Source organism: Jonesia denitrificans DSM 20603 (assembly GCF_000024065.1).
GTDB lineage: Bacteria > Actinomycetota > Actinomycetes > Actinomycetales > Cellulomonadaceae > Jonesia > Jonesia denitrificans.
The window spans coordinates 681,285-697,312 of the sequence record NC_013174.1; the positions used below are offsets into that span (position 1 = coordinate 681,285).

13 protein-coding genes are annotated in these 16,028 nt (G+C 59.6%); 7 read left to right on the plus strand and 6 right to left on the minus strand.

The genetic code is table 11. The features are described 5' to 3' along the window. Window positions 1-68: 68 nt before the first annotated feature. A complete protein-coding gene (locus tag JDEN_RS03220) occupies window positions 69-1,214 on the plus strand; it encodes a GuaB3 family IMP dehydrogenase-related protein (protein ID WP_015770933.1) in 1,146 nt (381 codons plus the stop codon). A 114-nt stretch (window positions 1,215-1,328) separates the two neighbouring features. Here JDEN_RS03220 and JDEN_RS03225 read toward each other — a convergent pair whose 3' ends face one another. Next, window positions 1,329-2,528: an acetate/propionate family kinase gene (locus JDEN_RS03225; RefSeq protein ID WP_015770934.1), complete on the minus strand. Its 1,200-nt coding sequence runs from the start codon at window positions 2,526-2,528 to the stop codon at window positions 1,329-1,331. 35 nt (window positions 2,529-2,563) lie between these two features. Next, complete coding sequence (gene pta / locus JDEN_RS03230) at window positions 2,564-4,663, minus strand: phosphate acetyltransferase (RefSeq protein WP_015770935.1); 2,100 nt, start codon at window positions 4,661-4,663, stop codon at window positions 2,564-2,566. 382 nt (window positions 4,664-5,045) lie between these two features. Here pta and JDEN_RS03235 point away from each other — a divergent pair, with 382 nt between their 5' ends. Further along, window positions 5,046-5,981 (plus strand): SURF1 family protein, encoded by a 936-nt coding sequence (locus JDEN_RS03235; protein ID WP_015770937.1) that lies wholly within the window; start codon window positions 5,046-5,048, stop codon window positions 5,979-5,981. 8 nt (window positions 5,982-5,989) lie between these two features. Here the strand turns inward: JDEN_RS03235 and JDEN_RS03240 are convergent, their stop codons facing one another. Then, window positions 5,990-7,777 carry an ABC transporter ATP-binding protein gene (locus JDEN_RS03240; protein ID WP_015770938.1) on the minus strand — a complete coding sequence of 596 codons (1,788 nt, stop codon included), beginning with the start codon at window positions 7,775-7,777 and terminating at the stop codon, window positions 5,990-5,992. Next, a complete protein-coding gene (locus tag JDEN_RS03245) occupies window positions 7,764-9,533 on the minus strand; it encodes an ABC transporter ATP-binding protein (RefSeq protein ID WP_015770939.1) in 1,770 nt (589 codons plus the stop codon). Before JDEN_RS03245 ends, JDEN_RS03240 begins: the two co-directional genes overlap by 14 nt. Window positions 9,534-9,578: 45 nt before the next feature. Between JDEN_RS03245 and JDEN_RS03250 the strand changes: the two genes are divergently transcribed. From JDEN_RS03250 to JDEN_RS13940, 5 genes are all read left to right on the plus strand, one after another. Further along, window positions 9,579-9,983, plus strand: a complete 405-nt coding sequence (locus tag JDEN_RS03250; protein ID WP_226926609.1) for a DUF3817 domain-containing protein — start codon at window positions 9,579-9,581, stop codon at window positions 9,981-9,983. A 5-nt stretch (window positions 9,984-9,988) separates the two neighbouring features. After that, on the plus strand, window positions 9,989-10,642 hold the full coding sequence (locus JDEN_RS03255) for a hypothetical protein (protein ID WP_015770941.1): 654 nt from the start codon (window positions 9,989-9,991) through the stop codon (window positions 10,640-10,642). 30 nt (window positions 10,643-10,672) lie between these two features. Then, window positions 10,673-12,253, plus strand: a complete 1,581-nt coding sequence (gene guaA, locus JDEN_RS03260; RefSeq protein ID WP_041287796.1) for a glutamine-hydrolyzing GMP synthase — start codon at window positions 10,673-10,675, stop codon at window positions 12,251-12,253. Window positions 12,254-12,449: 196 nt separating this feature from the next. Beyond that, window positions 12,450-13,025, plus strand: a complete 576-nt coding sequence (locus JDEN_RS03265; protein ID WP_015770943.1) for a hypothetical protein — start codon at window positions 12,450-12,452, stop codon at window positions 13,023-13,025. 183 nt (window positions 13,026-13,208) lie between these two features. Beyond that, entirely contained in the window at window positions 13,209-14,366 is a 1,158-nt protein-coding gene (locus JDEN_RS13940) for a hypothetical protein (protein ID WP_174564709.1), read from the plus strand. Here the strand turns inward: JDEN_RS13940 and JDEN_RS03275 are convergent. Next, window positions 14,363-14,629: a hypothetical protein gene (locus JDEN_RS03275; protein WP_015770945.1), complete on the minus strand. Its 267-nt coding sequence runs from the start codon at window positions 14,627-14,629 to the stop codon at window positions 14,363-14,365. The genes JDEN_RS13940 and JDEN_RS03275 overlap by 4 nt on opposite strands. Beyond that, entirely contained in the window at window positions 14,626-16,020 is a 1,395-nt protein-coding gene (locus JDEN_RS03280) for a PspC domain-containing protein (RefSeq protein WP_015770946.1), read from the minus strand. The genes JDEN_RS03275 and JDEN_RS03280 overlap by 4 nt, the downstream gene beginning before the upstream one ends. Window positions 16,021-16,028: the final 8 nt, after the last annotated feature.

Consider the following 16,028-nt stretch of genomic DNA (forward strand, 5'->3'; position numbering starts at 1 on the left):
GCCACCTCCCCCTGACACGAGGTGACGTCCCACGCCTAGACCGCGAAAAACACGATACTCTGGGGGACGTGAGCAATGAGATTGAGATTGGCCGAGGCAAGCGGGGACGGCGCGCCTATACCTTTGACGACATCGCGGTGGTCCCCTCCCGACGAACCCGAGACCCCCAAGACGTGTCGACCAGCTGGCAAATCGACGCCTACCACTTTGATCTACCCATCATGGCTGCGCCCATGGACTCTGTCATGTCACCTGACACAGCCATTGCACTGGGCAAACTTGGTGGGCTTGGTGTCCTTGACCTGGAAGGGCTATGGACCCGGTACGAGGACCCCACCTCACTCCTCGCGGAGATTGCCTCCCTACCTGCAGGTCAATCCACTGCCCGAATGCAAGAAATCTACGCTGAACCCATCAAACCAGAACTCATTACCTCGCGGCTGCGAGACATCCGCAACGCCGGGGTGACTGTTGCGGGGGCGCTGTCGCCAGCCCGCACCCAAGAGTTCTCCCAACAAGTCATTGACGCCGGTGTCGACCTCTTTGTCATCAGAGGAACCACCGTGTCCGCGGAACACGTGTCCAGTCACGCTGAACCCCTCAACCTCAAACGGTTCATTTACGAGCTTGATGTCCCTGTCATTGTTGGTGGTGCCGCGTCCTACACTGCCGCACTTCACCTCATGCGCACCGGTGCAGCGGGAGTCCTGGTGGGATTTGGTGGGGGAGCAGCCCACACCACCCGCACATCGCTAGGCATTCATGTCCCCATGGCCACTGCGGTCGCTGATGTTGCTGCCGCCCGCCGTGACTACCTCGACGAATCTGGTGGCCGGTACGTCCACGTGATCGCCGACGGCGGAGTTGGCCGTTCCGGTGACCTCGTCAAGGCGTTCGCTGTCGGCGCTGACGCGGTCATGATCGGGGCTGGGCTTGCCCGCGCCAGCGAAGCACCAGGCCAAGGTTGGCACTGGGGGCCAGAAGCGCATCACCCACAACTGCCCCGTGGCGAGCGGGTACACGTGGGCACCGCAGGTTCACTGGAGGAAATCCTCTTTGGCCCCGGAACCCGGGCAGATGGAACCCTTAACATGGTCGGGGCATTGCGCCGCGCCATGGCCACAACTGGATACAGCGAACTCAAGGAGTTCCAACGCATCGAAGTGGTGGTGTCCCCCTACGCTGGGTCTTCGCGACCAGCAACTGACGGGTAACACCCGATCGTGGCGCCGCGCCCCGCGTAAGCCCACTGATGCATATGTACTGATGCCCACCCTGTTCACACAGGGTGGGCATCAGTACATTGCCACGCCGACAACACCGTGCAGTTACGCCTCCACCAAAGCAAGAGTCTGGCGGGCAATGGCGAGTTCCTCATTGGTGGGGATCACAGCCACCGCGACGGTGGAGTCAGGTGTGGACACGATCCGTGCTTCCTTAGACCGCACAGCGTTGGCTTCCTTGTCGATGCGCACCCCAAAACCGGCAAGCGCGTCGGCAACTCGTTCGCGGATGAGGGCGTTATTCTCTCCTACCCCGGCGGTGAAGGTGATGACCTCAGGAAGACCTCCCAGGACAGCCATGTAGGAACCGATGTACTTCACAAGGCGGTGGACGTACACGTCGAAGGCGAGAGCTGCGTCCTGGTTCCCTGCCTCGATCATGGCGAGGACTTCGCGGAAGTCGTTGTTACCACAGAGTCCTTTGAGCCCTGACTCTTTGTTGAGCAGGGTGTTGACTTCGTCGATGCTCAGCCCAGCGGCACGTTGCAGGTGCAGAACGATGGCGGGGTCCATGTCTCCCGTGCGCGTTCCCATGACAAGCCCTTCCAAGGGAGTAAGTCCCATGGACGTGTCGACTGCGGTTCCGCCGGCAATTGCTGAGATGGACGCACCGGACCCGAGGTGTGCCACGATCTGGTTGAACGAGGTGAGGTCGCGTCCAAGGAGGAGCGCTGCTTGTTCACTGACGTACTGGTGGCTGGTGCCGTGGAATCCGTATCGCCGGATGGAGTGTTCGGCGGCAAGGTCCTTGGGCAGCGCATAGGTGTACGCAGAGGCAGGCATCGTTTGGAAGAAAGACGTGTCGAAGACAACGACGTGGGGTATGTCGGAGAACAGTTCGCGTGCCACCTCGATGCCGCGCACGCTTCCTGGGTTGTGGAGCGGGGCAAGGGGAATGAGGTCACGAATTTTTTCGACAACGTCATCATCGACAACGGTGGGGTGAGGGAAGACGGATCCGCCTTGAACGACTCGGTGACCTACCGCAACAATGTGGGCGTCGGCGAGGCGTGGGCCGTGGGTGTCAAAGAGGCGAAGGACTTCGCGAAGACCATGACCGTGGTCAGTGATGGGCAGTTCTTCGCTGTGTTCTTCTCCGTGGTAACGGTGCTCGACGAGGCCGTTGCTTTCCCCGATGCGTTCGACAAGCCCACCGGCGATTGCTTCACCGGAGGTGGGGTCAACGAGCTGGTATTTGATCGTGGACGATCCGGCGTTGATGACAAGAACTGTTGCGTGTGACATACCTGGTGTGTTCTCCGTGTTCGTTGGTGGCCAGATCACGAGGCGGGCTGGTTTTGTGCTTGGATTGCGGTGATCGCGACGGTGTTGACGATGTCTTGGACTAGTGCGCCGCGCGACAAGTCGTTGACAGGTTTACGTAGCCCCTGAAGAACTGGGCCGACAGCCACAGCACCGGCTGAGCGTTGGACTGCTTTGTACGTGTTGTTCCCAGTGTTGAGGTCGGGGAAGATGAACACGGTTGCACGCCCAGCGACCGCAGAGTCAGGCAGTTTGGAGGCAGCAACTGAGGCGTCAACTGCGGCGTCGTACTGAATGGGGCCTTCAACTTCGAGGTCAGGGCGGCGTTCGCGAACAATTTCGGTGGCTGCGCGGACCTTGTCGACGTCCACACCAGTGCCGGAGTCTCCTGTTGAGTAGGAGAGCATGGCAATGCGGGGGGAGACCCCAAACTGTGCTGCTGTTTGCGCGGAGGAGATCGCGATGTCGGCGAGTTGTTCCGCTGTGGGGTCAGGGTTGACTGCGCAGTCACCGTAGACGAGGACACGGTCTTCGAGGCACATGAAGAACACGGAGGAGACCACGGATACGTCAGGAACTGTTTTGATGATTTCGAAGGCGGGGCGGATGGTGTGTGCTGTGGTGTGTGCGGCACCGGACACCATTCCGTCTGCGAGCCCGAGTTGCACCATCATGGTTCCGAAGTAGGACACAGAGGAGACGATTTCCCGGGCGCGGTCAACGGTGACGCCTTTGTGGGCGCGGAGTTGGGCGTATTCTTGCGCGAACCGTTCATGCATCTCACCGGATTTGGGGTTGATGATTTGGGCATCTGAGATATCGAGGCCCAGTTCGGTGGCGCGTGCTCGGATCAGTGGTTCGTCACCAAGGATGGTCAGGTCAGCGACTTGACGTTGCAACAGTGTGGATGCGGCGCGCAGGATACGGTCGTCAGTTCCTTCGGGGAGAACAATGTGTTTTTTGTCTTCCCGCGCCCGGGCAAGAAGATCGTATTCGAACATGAGGGGGGTGACGGCTTCTGGTCGTTGCACTTCGAGTGCAGCCAGGATCGCCTGGGAGTCAATGTTTTGTTCGAACAGGGCAAGGGCTGTGTCGACTTTGCGTTGCGCTTCTTTGGACAGGCGTCCGCGGACAGATGCGGCGGCTGAAGCGGTGCGGAAGGTTCCCAGTGAGGTGTGAATGATGGGTACGGAGGGGTTGATGTCGTCGAGGAGGCGTGAGACGTTTTCCGGGGGGTAGAACCCGCCGTTGAGGATGATACCTGCAAGTGATGGAAACGACTTTGCGGTTTGCGCTACAAGCAGTCCGAGAAGCACATCGACTCGGTCACCGGGGGTGATGACCACGGCGCCGTCGACGAGCTTTTCGAGGAGGTGGTCGAAGGTCATCGCTCCAACGAGGACGTCGAGGACTTCACGTCCCAGGAGTTCGTCGTCACCGTTAACAAGTTCACCACCTACCGCGCGCATGAGTTGTTGGACGGTGGGTGCGGTGAGGAAAGGCTCTTCCGGGACTGTCCAGGTGGGGACGGTCACATCGGCGAAGACTTGTTGCACGGCGGGGATGGAGCCGGTGAGGCAGCGGTTGACGATTGTCCCCATGACGGAGGCGTAGTTGGCGCTCAACTCTGAGACGGAGACGTCGAAGAGTTGGCGGATTCCTTCTGGGGACCGACCGTTTCCGGACAGGACGAGGAGGACGGGGGCGCCCAGGTTCGCTGCGATCCGGGCGTTGAAGGCAAGCTCAGTGGGGCCGGCAACGTCAGTGTAGTCGGATCCAACAATGACCACAGCGTCGCAGTTGCGTTCCATCTCGCGGTATCGGGCCACGATGTTGGCGAGAGCTGCTTCGGGGTCGTGGTGGACTTCGGCGTAGGTTGCGCCGGTGCATTGATCGTAGGAGAGGTCGACGCCATCGTGGGCGAGGAGGAGCTCGAGAACGTAGTCGCGTTCGCCGACTTCGTCGCGTGAGTTTGCTCCGTTGCGGGTGATGGGGCGGAACACCCCGACGCGTTGTACTTGCCGGCTGAGGAGATCAACGACGCCGAGGGCGATTGTTGATTTACCGGTTTCTCCTTCGGGTGAGGAGATGTAGACGCTGCGGGCTTTGCTGCTCACTTTTCCGCCTCCGTGGCTTGTGCACGATCCGGGTTGTCGTGCCGTGGTGTGGTGTCAACGGGTGTTCTGTGACGGCGCGTGGGTGATGTGGTGAGGCTTTCATCCTCATCATGTCATGTCGCTTGTGACACCAAAAGCTGAGGCAACGTCGTGCGACGATGCCGCTGCTTATGGACCACGGCGTCGCACTCATCTTTTCGTACATTACGCCGTAAAAGACTGGGCCTTAAGGACCACGGCTCGGATAAAACTGGGTGAGCGGGATTATTCGGGCGGTGATATCGGTCACCTGGGGTCCATCTGGCCTGGTTTGTGGCACATCTGTTTTGGTATAGCCTTGGTTGGCGCTATTCCTGGGTGGGGTGAACGTTAGGCTGGTGGGGTGGCAACTTCTTCACGTGATAGCGAACCGGTGACCCTGCGTGCATTTGTCCGGCAAGCCTGTGCGCCCAGGTATCTTGCGCTCTTGGTCGTGTTCCTTGCTGTGGCGGCGCTCTGCGCCCGCTTGGGCGTGTGGCAGTTGGATCGTGCGTTTGAGCGCGCTGAGTTAAGCAGGGTTCAGGAACAAGCTGAGGCGGAGGCTGAGCAGCCACCGTTTCTCGGCGAAGTCCTCACCCCGCAAACAACGTTTCCTGGCAACTTGGTGGGCCAGCGTGCGGTGGTGACCGGTGAGTTTGTGCCTGAGACTACGCGTGTGGTGTCAGGGCGCACCATTGGCCAGGGCGAGGGTGTGTTACTCGTCGATGCGCTGCGTGTGACTGATGATGGTTCCGCTGGAGCGTCGTGGGCCCACTTGTCACAGCCACCTTTCCTGGCTGTTGTTCGAGGGTGGTTGCCCAAGGATGCTGTCGGGGATGACGGGTGGCTCACTGACCAGTGGGCTGATGTGGTGGTTCCACCAGCAGGGGAGGTCACCGTCGAAGGGTGGTTGCAAGCAAGTGAGTCAACTTTGCCTTCAGATTCGGCTGGTGTTGTGGTCTCGTCGCTGTCGACTGCCGCTCTCGCTAACGCGTGGGATGCCCCGGGTTACGGCGGGTATCTGGTCGTGATTGACAGTGATCCGGAGCAGTCTGATGCTCTGACATTGTTGCCCCGACCCACGATTGAGGGGGGTGACGGTGTGAACGTGCAGAACTTCTTCTATGCGTTGCAGTGGTGGGTGTTTGGACTGTTTGCCGTTGCGTTGTGGTCACGCCTGGTTGTTGATGCGGTGAAGGACCAGGCGGTGTCGGTGTCCCAGAACCCGTTTGCCCAGTTGAACGCGCAAGCCCACGACACAGGGGTCGGCATTGACAACAATGCACCACCACGCACATGACGAGGGTGTCATGTGCGTGGCGACGTGGGTGGTGAGGTGACGGAGTCCTGTTGCCAAGAATGCCACAGGTTCGCGTAGGACCCCTGGCGTGCAACAAGTTCGTCATGTGAACCTAGTTCGGTGATTTTGCCACCGTCAACAACAGCGACACGGTCAGCGTCGTGTGCGGTATGGAGCCGGTGGGCGATAGCGATGACCGTGCGCCCGGTCAGGACTGAGGCCATGGATCGTTCGAGGTCGCGCGCTGCACGCGGGTCGAGCAAACTGGTCGCTTCGTCCAGGATGAGGGTGTGGGGGTCCAAGATGATGAGTCGCGCTAACGCGATTTGCTGAGCCTGAGCAGGACTGAGTGGGTGTCCCCCTGAACCTACTTCGGTGTCGAGTCCTTCTGGGAGTTCGTCAACCCACGACAATGCTCCTACTGCGTCGAGAGCCTGGCGAGCATCATGGTGGGTGGCGTGGGGATCCGCCAGTGTGATGTTGTGTGCGAGGGTTCCGACGAACACGTGGTGTTCTTGGGTGACCAATGCAACATGAGTGCGTAGGTCGTTGACAGTGAGATCGACCAACGGGACATCTCCTACTGTGACGGTGCCTGCCGTGGGTGGGTGAATACCAGCGAGCATGCGCCCCAGGGTGGATTTCCCGGCCCCGGACGGGCCGACAACTGCCAGGCGTTCCCCGGGTGTCAGGGCAAGGGACACCGAGTGGAGGACGTTGTGTCCTTCACGGTAGGCGTAAGTGACGTTGTGGGCGTTGATGACCTCGTGACTGGGGTGCGCACCGGTTGCGGTGCGGTCTTGGGCAATGTGGTGCACACCGATAATGCGGGCCATGGAGGTGGCAGCTACCTGCGTTTCGTCAAGCCAGAACACAAGATCCCAGATGGGGCCAATCATTTGGATGGCATAAAGGAGTACGGTCGTGACCGCACCAACTGTAGCGTGACCGCCAGAGACCATGACCGCCCCCCAGATCAACACGGTGATAGGGGCGAGCGCGAAAGCAAAATCCATCCCAGGGATCAACACGGTGCGCAGGTTCACGGTCCGGCGTTCGGCAGCGATCGAGTTCGTGATGTCCTGCTCGAGGAGGGCAACCCGCTGGCTGGCGAGATTTAGTGTTTCGACGGTGTGAGCACCGTCGACTGTTTCGGTGATGTCTGCGTAGGTGCGAGCGTAACTTGCTGATTCGGCGAGGTAACGGGGAGCGGCACGACGCAGGTACCAGCGTGCCACGCCGATGAGCAGGGGGCTTCCGGCGAAGACAGCAAGTGCCACGGGGGGCGACACCGCGATCGTGGCGATGAGTGTCATGAGGACAGTGGCCGTTGACACCAGGATTTGGGGGACACCGAACCGCACGGTGTGTTGGACGCGGTTGATGTCGTGGGTGGTCCGCGACACGAGGTCACCGGTCCCGGACCGCTCCACGATAGACAGGGGAAGGGAGGTCACGGTGGAAAGGAAATCTTCACGTAGTTCAGCGAAGGCTTTTTCCCCGAGAACCATGGCGTGAAGTCGTGCGAATCGGACAAGGACTGCTTGGGTGAGAAGCGCACCGGCCAGCAGCGCAACCATTGTGGTGATGTACGTGGCGGTTGTGCCGGCAGTGAGTGCGTCCACGAGCTGTCCCACAACAGCAGGGCCAGCGAGACCTGCGATTGCGCCCAGGGTTTGGAGGACAATGACGAGTGTGAGCGTCCGGGAGTTGCGGCGCACCATACCAGTGGCGTATTCGCGGACTTGGGGTCCGGTGGCGACTGGGAGGAAAGGCGAGGTTTCAGTGTGTGACATGGGTGGTGTCCTCGTCGGTCAGGGTGCGCGTTGTCGTGGCGCGGTAGGTGCGGGCTTGGGGTGTGTCGCCGGTGAGTAAGTCGTGGTGTGTTCCAGACCCCAGAAGCGTGCCGTGTGCGTCGAGCACATGGATGATGTCCATGTGTTCCAACATGAGGGGGCTGGTCGTGGCGATGAGTGTGGCTTTCCCGGCACGTTCGGCGGCGATGTGCGCTGAGATTCGTGCTTCAGTGTGTGCGTCCACTGCTGAGGTCGGGTCGATGAGCAGGAGACGGGGAGACTGGGTGAGTAAGGCCCGGGCTAGGGCAACACGTTGTCGTTGACCGCCGGATAAGCTCCGGCCTTTTTCTGGCAAGGGGGAGTCGAGGCCGTCGGGAACGGATTCGAGTACATCGTGGCAGGCAGTGAGGTCGATGGCGTGCATGATCTCGTCGTCCGGTCGGGTCATTCGACCAGTGAGGGCTTCACGCAGGGTCCCGGAGAAGATGTGGGGGGTGGATTCGGACACGGTGATGGCCGTGCGTAATGCGTCTTTGGTGTACTCGGTGAGGGGCACGTGATCCAGGGAGACCGGGGTGTGAACTTCCAGCGTGTCATGGAGTCGTGCCATGCGGCGGAGTACGGTGGCACTCACGTCAGGGTCTTCGCACACCAGTGCAGCGCAGGTGGCAGCAGGGAGCTGGATCCCGGTGGTGTGATCGATGAGGATTGCATCATCAGGCACTTGGGTTCGGGTACCGGTGTCAGTCACCGTGTTGGTGACACGCAGGACGCGGAGCACTTTTGATGCAGCCACATGGGTCCGAATAGCCACTTGAACGGTCATGATGAGGTTTTGCATCGGCCATGTCAGGAACGCGGCGTATCCGTAGAAGGTGACAAGTTGGCCGGGCGTAATGCGTCCAGCGAGTGCTTCGAGAGCGCCGACCCACAAGATGATGATGACGAACCCGCCGGGAAGGAGAACTTGCAGCCCGTCCATGAGGGATTGCAGATGCGCAACCTTGTTGCCGGCAGTTCGGACCCGTTGGGACTGCTCGTGATATTGGCGAGTAAAGACGCGTTCACCACCAATTCCGCGCAAGATTCGCAGACCTGAGACGGTGTCGGATCCAAGGGAGGTGAGACGTCCCGTGGCTTCTCGTTGATTGTCTTGTCGGCGCTGCAACGGACGGACAAGGAAGGTGAGGATCAGAGCTACTGCGGGCAGGCCAATTGCAATGATGATTCCCAGCGTGGGGGAGGTGGCAAGCATGATGATGGTGACAACAACATAGGTGGCTAACGACCCAAAGAACCGGGCAAGTTGGAAGTACAGATCGCCAATACGGTGGGCATCTGTGGCAACAGATGCGACAACTTCACCGGTGGGGAGTTCATCTCGGATGGCATCGCCCGTGGTGGCAACGGTATGCCCAAGAAGGCGTGAGGTGGTCAGCGCAGCACGGATCCACGAGTAGGTGTCATGGCGGTGACCGATCGCACCAAAGATCACTTGAATGAGTGCCGCGGCGAGCATGACCCCAGCCCACATCATCAAGGTTGAGGTGAGCCCGTTGTCCAGTCCTGCATCGATCGCACGACCGCCAGCAAATGGGGTGACCGCTTGGGTGAGAAAGCTGATCATGCCGCACACCATGGAGATCGCGATAATGCGCCGTTGTTGCCCGGCAAGCCACACCAGGTACCGGGTCGGTGAGGTGAGGGTTGAGGCTGGGGGAGTCTTGTCAGTCAGGGTCCACACAGTTGTGTACATTAGAGTGTGCCCCTGACATGTGGGTAGTTGTTTTTACACCTGAGGATGGTAACGAACGCCATGACGGATGCGCAGACACAGGGTGAACGCCAAAACCGCATCATTGATCGTGCGGCGTCAGCTCTTCGCCGCTACCAGGTGATGGCCTACGTGACCGGCGTGATGTTGCTCTTGCTCACCGTGGAAATGCTCATCATTTATGCGTTCCAGGCCACTCATCTGAAGCCGTACATTGCATGGATCCCGTTCGCGCACGGGTGGATTTATGTGGTCTATCTCATCACAGTGGTCGACATGTGGGTCAAAATGCGTTGGGACTTCACGCGACTCATCACCATGATCCTAGGCGGCGTGGTTCCAGTCATGTCGTTTGTGGTTGAGCGCCGGGTCACTGTTGACGCTCACGCTCGGCTGGCAGCAGCGCGTGACCTGGCACGAGGAGTAGCCTGACCCAGGTGCGTGTCACGTCGGCAGGACGCAGCGGTCGGTCGGTTACTGTTTTGTGCGCCAGTGTAGTGTTCCTTGTTTTCGCTCTCGTGCCATCGGCGACGGCTGGATTAGCAGTGGCCCATGACGTCGATGCTCCAGCCTCCACAGCGTTGCCAGCTACGCCGTGTGCCACAGCACCCCCGGCCCCCATGCGGCCAGGGATCGAGGCACATCTGCAGTTTGGTCTCACTGCGTCCAGCGGTCCCCGGTGCCGTGCGTTGCGTGTTGCGCAGGCGCTCGCGGTTGGGGCGGCAATCCGTGATCAGGTCACACAAGAAGGGGCGACCTGCACGCGTGTCGATGTGTCACATCGGCCTGGGTCGTTGTTGGACCCCAGTGGTGACCACTTTCCGGTTGCTGCGCTGTGGGTGTGTTCTCCGTATCACGGGGTCTACGCGGAGCGCGGCGGGACGACGTGGGGGGACACGTTTGTCACCGCGCAATCTCAGGATGCGGTGCTGGCGGATCCGGCGCTGGTTACCCATGAAGCTCGTCACGTTGCTCAGTGGTTTCGTTATGGCACAACGATGGTGTTTGCCTATGTTGCTGCGGGCACGGATCCGTGTCGCAACGTGTTTGAACAAGACGCAGGGTGGGCAGATGGTGGATACCGTTGCTGAGTTGGTGTGGGCTCCCAGTACCATAGGGGAGTGACCCAGACTCCAGGCTCCACTGAACATCCTGTCCTTGTTGTTGATTTCGGTGCCCAGTACGCGCAACTGATCGCTCGGCGTGTGCGCGAAGCGAAGGTGTACTCCGAGATCGTTCCCCACACCATGCCCGTTGAGGCAATGATGGCGAAGAAGCCTGCTGCCATTATTTTGTCCGGTGGCCCATCAAGTGTGTATGCACCCGGTGCGCCAAGCGTTGATCCGGCGTTGTTTGATCAGGGTGTTCCGGTGATGGGGATTTGCTATGGTTTCCAAGCCATGGCTGCTGCTCTTGGTGGGCGGGTAGCCCACACCGGGGTCCGTGAGTACGGCGGGACTGCGGTCGATGTGTGCGAGGCGGGCGTTTTACTTGCAGGTTCCGCCCAGTCGCAGATGACGTGGATGTCTCACGGTGACGCAGTCCATGACGCGCCGGACGGTTTCGTCGTGTTAGCAACCTCGCCTGGTTCGCCGGTGGCGGCGTTTGAAGACGCTGACCGCAAACTTTTTGGTATGCAGTGGCACCCTGAAGTGAAGCATTCCCAGGGAGGGCAAGCCGCGCTGGAGAACTTTTTGTACCACGGTGCTGGACTTGCGCCGACCTGGACGGCAGACAACGTTGTCGCCGCTCAAATGGAGTTGATCCGGGAACAAGTAGGTTCAGATCAGGTGATTTGTGGGCTGTCTGGTGGGGTGGATTCCTCTGTTGCTGCCGCCCTTGTGCAACGTGCTATTGGGGATCAGTTGACCTGTGTGTTTGTTGATCATGGGTTGCTACGTGAGGGAGAAGCTGAGCAGGTTGAAGTCGACTTTGTTCAGTCCACGGGTGTGCACTTGAAAGTCATTGACGCACGTGAACAGTTCCTCAACGCGTTGGCTGGGGTCACAGACCCGGAAACGAAGCGCAAGATTATTGGTCGTGAGTTTATCCGCGCTTTTGAGGGTGCAGCACGCGAGATTGTTGCTGACGCTGGCGACAAGGACGGTGACGTCAAGTGGCTCGTGCAAGGAACGTTGTACCCGGATGTGGTGGAGTCCGGTGGCGGTGAGGGCGCCGCAAACATTAAGTCGCACCACAATGTGGGTGGCTTGCCTGATGACTTGCAATTCCAGTTGATTGAACCGTTGCGGACGTTGTTTAAAGATGAGGTTCGTGCGGTGGGTGTGGAACTGGGGGTCCCGGATGAGATTGTGTGGCGTCAGCCGTTCCCGGGCCCCGGGTTGGGGATTCGCATCATTGGTGAGGTGACGGCTGAGCGGTTGGCGATCTTGCGTCAAGCTGATGCGATCGCTCGGGAGGAACTAACCCGTGCCGGTTTGGATCGTGAGATTTGGCAGTGTCCTGTTGTTCTTCTTGCCGATGTGCGTTCGGTGGGAGTTCAGGGTGACGGTCGCACGTATGGACACCCAATTGTGTTGCGGCCGGTGTCCTCTGAAGATGCCATGACGGCGGATTGGTCCCGGCTTCCCTATGACGTGTTGTCGGTGATTTCCACGAGGATCACCAATGAAGTCAGGGACGTGAACAGAGTGGTGCTCGATGTCACTTCGAAGCCGCCAGGGACGATTGAGTGGGAGTAATCCTAGAAAAATGGGGCTGTACATCCGCATATACCGGATGCACAGCCCCATGTTTCGTGCTTGCATAGAAAATGTTTGGCGAATATTCGTCAGCAACTTAGGTACTAGTGCCCAGATTAACCACGGACCTGACCGATATAAATGAGGTGTTGGTTCTTAGACACCGCACAACAACTCTTGAAAGTGAGGGCATCCCATGTCCACCACCGTGACCGTCAACCAGTTCAAGTCCGTGAAAATTCTCGGCATCATCACTCTCGTACTCGGGCTCGTCATGCTCGTCGCCGGTGGGGTGGCTTACGGCCTTGTTGGTTCCTACCTCAAAGAAGAAAACATCACCGTCGCAGGCGACGCTGACAACTTCGCCGGCAAGCAAGTTGCCGGCCCGTTCACCGCATTTGCTCAGGCTGAGATCATCGACAAGCACGCACTTGCTGGTTCCAACGGTTTGACCTACGCCGAACTGGGTGACCTGCAACGTGAAGCATCCGCCAAGGTGGAAGAACTTGCTGGCCAGGGCCTCGGTGAAGGTGACGCTGAGTACGACGCTGCCGCAGCAGAACTCGCCGAGATCAGCCAGCAACGCACCACAGTAATGAACGGTTCCTTCCTCCGGGCTTCCCTCTTCACCTCCGTTGTCTCCTTCGGTGTCTCAGTGCTCGTGATGGGAACTGGTGTTCTCTTCGCGATCGTTGGATTCGCGCTGGTCAAGCTGTCCAGTGGCCCCAACGTTGTCACTGAAACTGCACCCAAGCCAACCGCAAGCGCGTAACACTTTTCGCCCCGCGTGGCGAGGCGAAAGCGCGTGACAGGAGATGGCCCCACCCAAACGGGTGGGGCCATCTTTGTGTGTGATGTGGGTGTGGGACGCTACGCCGTAGGTGCGTTGTGGTGGCGACGGGGGGTGCCGGACGGTAGATTCGCAGGCAGAAGTCCCCACAATGAAGGAGAAATCATGGGTTCACGGATCACAGTGCGACCAACAACATCTGTTGGGGTCATTGGGTTGATAGCGATCATCAGTGGCGTCGTGATGGCTGTTGTTGGTGTGGGGGCGTGGGTGGTGGTGTCACAGCAGCTGGGAAGCGAACGCATCACCGTTGCGGATGACGCCCCCTTTTTATCTGGGGCGCGCGTCGCTGACCCATTCACCGCGTTTGCTCAAGCTGAGGTTATCCGCGACCATGCACTCGACGCGAGTGATGGGCGCACATACGCTGAACTGGAGCAGGGCGATCCCACGCGCGCGGTGGTCATGAATGCATCGTTTCTTCGCGCATCACTGTTCACATCAGTTGTTGCGTTTGGGTTGTCAGCGTTCGTGACAGCATCAGGGGTGCTCTTCATCCTGGTGGGGTGGGCGTTACGCCGGTCAGCTGGCGGCCCCCCTGTGGTCATTGACACTGATTCTGCAGGCCCCATCCATGTCCAGGACCATCGGGGTCGAGAAGCTCGCGGTGAGTTTGGAGCACCACCAGCAACCGACAGCACCGTGGTGGGGGGCGAAGAGCAAGACACCCAGGATGCGCCGGTGGCTGAGGGCACCAGCGGTCACAATCACGAAACACTTGGTATGGCTGGGGCACCAGGTGGCGCTCCTCGTGCCACCTCACCGGGGGTGAACGACTCGACCGATGACGATGAGTGGATTCCTGCACCGCCACAGACAGTGGACGCTCCCCCCGCGTCACAGGCCACTGACGCACCCGAGCCCATTTCTCCACCGGCAACCACGCAGACACCTGCCCCGTTGCGCATGAGCCGCTCCGATCGTGCGCTGTCACAGCAACGGTCCTACCCAGCTGATGGGACACCATCCATTTCAAGCGCCATCCCGGTTGTGGGCGAACCACCAGCGCAGGGTATCCCTGCTGACACATCACCATCTGGGGAACGCACACACAGCGAACCTGCACAGGGTCCTGTGGCCGCAGACGCCCCCAAACTCGAGCCAATGAACGAGGACGGTCAGAACACTCCCACCAGTCATGACCCAGACCGCGCCGATGCAACGAGCGCATCGCCCGAACAGAGCACTGAACCGCGCCCGATCACAGGTGCGGTTCAGTGGGGGTCCCCGAAGGATCGGCTCCAGGTGAAGAACGAGGACTAGTGGGGGTGGATTGACGGGGGTGGGTCGTGCTGTGGACGTGACCGTAAGGTACGCACTAGGGAGACGCCCACAAGCAACACCCCGGTCAATCCGAGCAGTGCAATAAGCCCCAGTTGTGCATCAATGTGGGCGCCGAGTGCCACTGCGATCGCGCCACCTCCGACAGCGATCAGAAGGATGCCCCACACGATGGTGGTCAAGCGTACGCGACGAGTTGTGGGCTGTGAGTTTTGTGCTGAGGTGCCTGGATCGTTGCTGGTCATGAGATCTCCTCTGTGATGGTGATGCTGCCGATTCCCATGGTGATGTCGAGGTCAAAAACTGGGTCCTCGCCCGCTTCAGCACGTGAGTTTTCATAAGTAACAATGCCTACTCCAATTCCCCCGGTGCTCGATGAGGTATTGGCCCCCTCTTTCCTTGTTTCTCCAATTCCCACCCCTTGGTTTGCGGTCACAGCAACATCGGAGGGGACAACTATCGTGATGTCCCCGATCCCGCCACTGACGGCGATGGTGACTGGTTGGTCATCACGTGGAGGCTCTTCAAGTTCAGTGAGATCCAGCGTGGTGTCTCCAACACCGAACGCGAAGCCATCAGTCACCTGCGAGAGCGATGTCGGTGTGTAGGTGCTGTCTCCCAGCACTCGCCAGTTATCACGGGTGATGCTGATTCCGCTTGCAGTGGCGCTGGTTGCGCTGAGCGTCACAATGAGTGCAACAATCGCAAAGAACCCGGAAGACCCTGAGCTGTAGCCGCGGATTCCGTTGACCACAACAGCGAGACCACCAAGAACTAAGGCAATCGCGGAGACCAGAGCAACGAGACTGAGATCGTCAACGAGCATGCCACTGGTATCAGCAACCAAGAACCCTGCAGCGACGAGAAAGACGAGTCCAAGCAGGAGCGCAAATTGGCTTCCTCCAGTGGGATTGCTGGAGTTGTGCACTGGTGGCGGCGTCCACCCACTGGTTGTACCGGTCTGGGATGCAGGCGCTGACCACGGTGTGGCTGAGCCGGGGGCAGCGTCAGAAACAGGTGTGCCACTGTGATCATGAACCGCATCGGTTGGCTCCGGTGATTGCGCCGGGATCACTTGCGTGGTGCTCTGGTCAGCCGGGGTGGGGTGAGCCTGCGTGAAGGAGGTGGTTGAGTACCCCTGAGCAGGAGCTGTGCCCGGTGCGGGGTGTGAAGCTGTCGGCGAGGACGGCCCCGACTGTTGCACAAGGTAGTAGATGCCGATGGCAACAGCGATCGAAGCAACAATCCAGAAGACAGCAGCAACTGGGCTGGTGTTGTTTCCAAAGACAAAGAAATTGTCAATACTTCCCAACCCAAGAACAACCATCACCCCGATACCGACCAGTGCCCCATCAAACACCCCCCGGAACGCTTGTTCGAGATGGATGCGCCCATCGCGCTGCTCAGGAAGAAGAAGCCACGCCACCGCATACACCAAGAGAGTGATACCGGTGACAACGATCCCAGCAATAAGAAAAGCGCCTCGAATGATGAGCGGATCAACACGGAGCCGTGACGCTAACCCACTTGCGACACCACCAATCCAGCGCGATGGGGCACGCGAGAATCCGGAGCCTCGGATAGAGTCAAAAAACTGTTGCCCACCAACAGGGGGCGTAGGTTGTGGACTGGTCATGGTTCTAT

Bases quoted from the DNA above. Each gene is read 5' to 3' on its own strand.
- JDEN_RS03225 (WP_015770934.1), bottom strand. From the start codon at position 2,528: ATGTCACACGCAACAGTTCTTGTCATCAACGCCGGATCGTCCACGATC.
- JDEN_RS03240 (WP_015770938.1), bottom strand. From the start codon at position 7,777: ATGTCACACACTGAAACCTCGCCTTTCCTCCCAGTCGCCACCGGACCC.
- JDEN_RS03245 (WP_015770939.1), bottom strand. From the start codon at position 9,533: ATGTACACAACTGTGTGGACCCTGACTGACAAGACTCCCCCAGCCTCA.
- JDEN_RS03250 (WP_226926609.1), top strand. From the start codon at position 9,579: ATGGTAACGAACGCCATGACGGATGCGCAGACACAGGGTGAACGCCAA.
- JDEN_RS03265 (WP_015770943.1), top strand. From the start codon at position 12,450: ATGTCCACCACCGTGACCGTCAACCAGTTCAAGTCCGTGAAAATTCTC.
- JDEN_RS13940 (WP_174564709.1), top strand. From the start codon at position 13,209: ATGGGTTCACGGATCACAGTGCGACCAACAACATCTGTTGGGGTCATT.
- JDEN_RS03275 (WP_015770945.1), bottom strand. From the start codon at position 14,629: ATGACCAGCAACGATCCAGGCACCTCAGCACAAAACTCACAGCCCACA.
- JDEN_RS03280 (WP_015770946.1), bottom strand. From the start codon at position 16,020: ATGACCAGTCCACAACCTACGCCCCCTGTTGGTGGGCAACAGTTTTTT.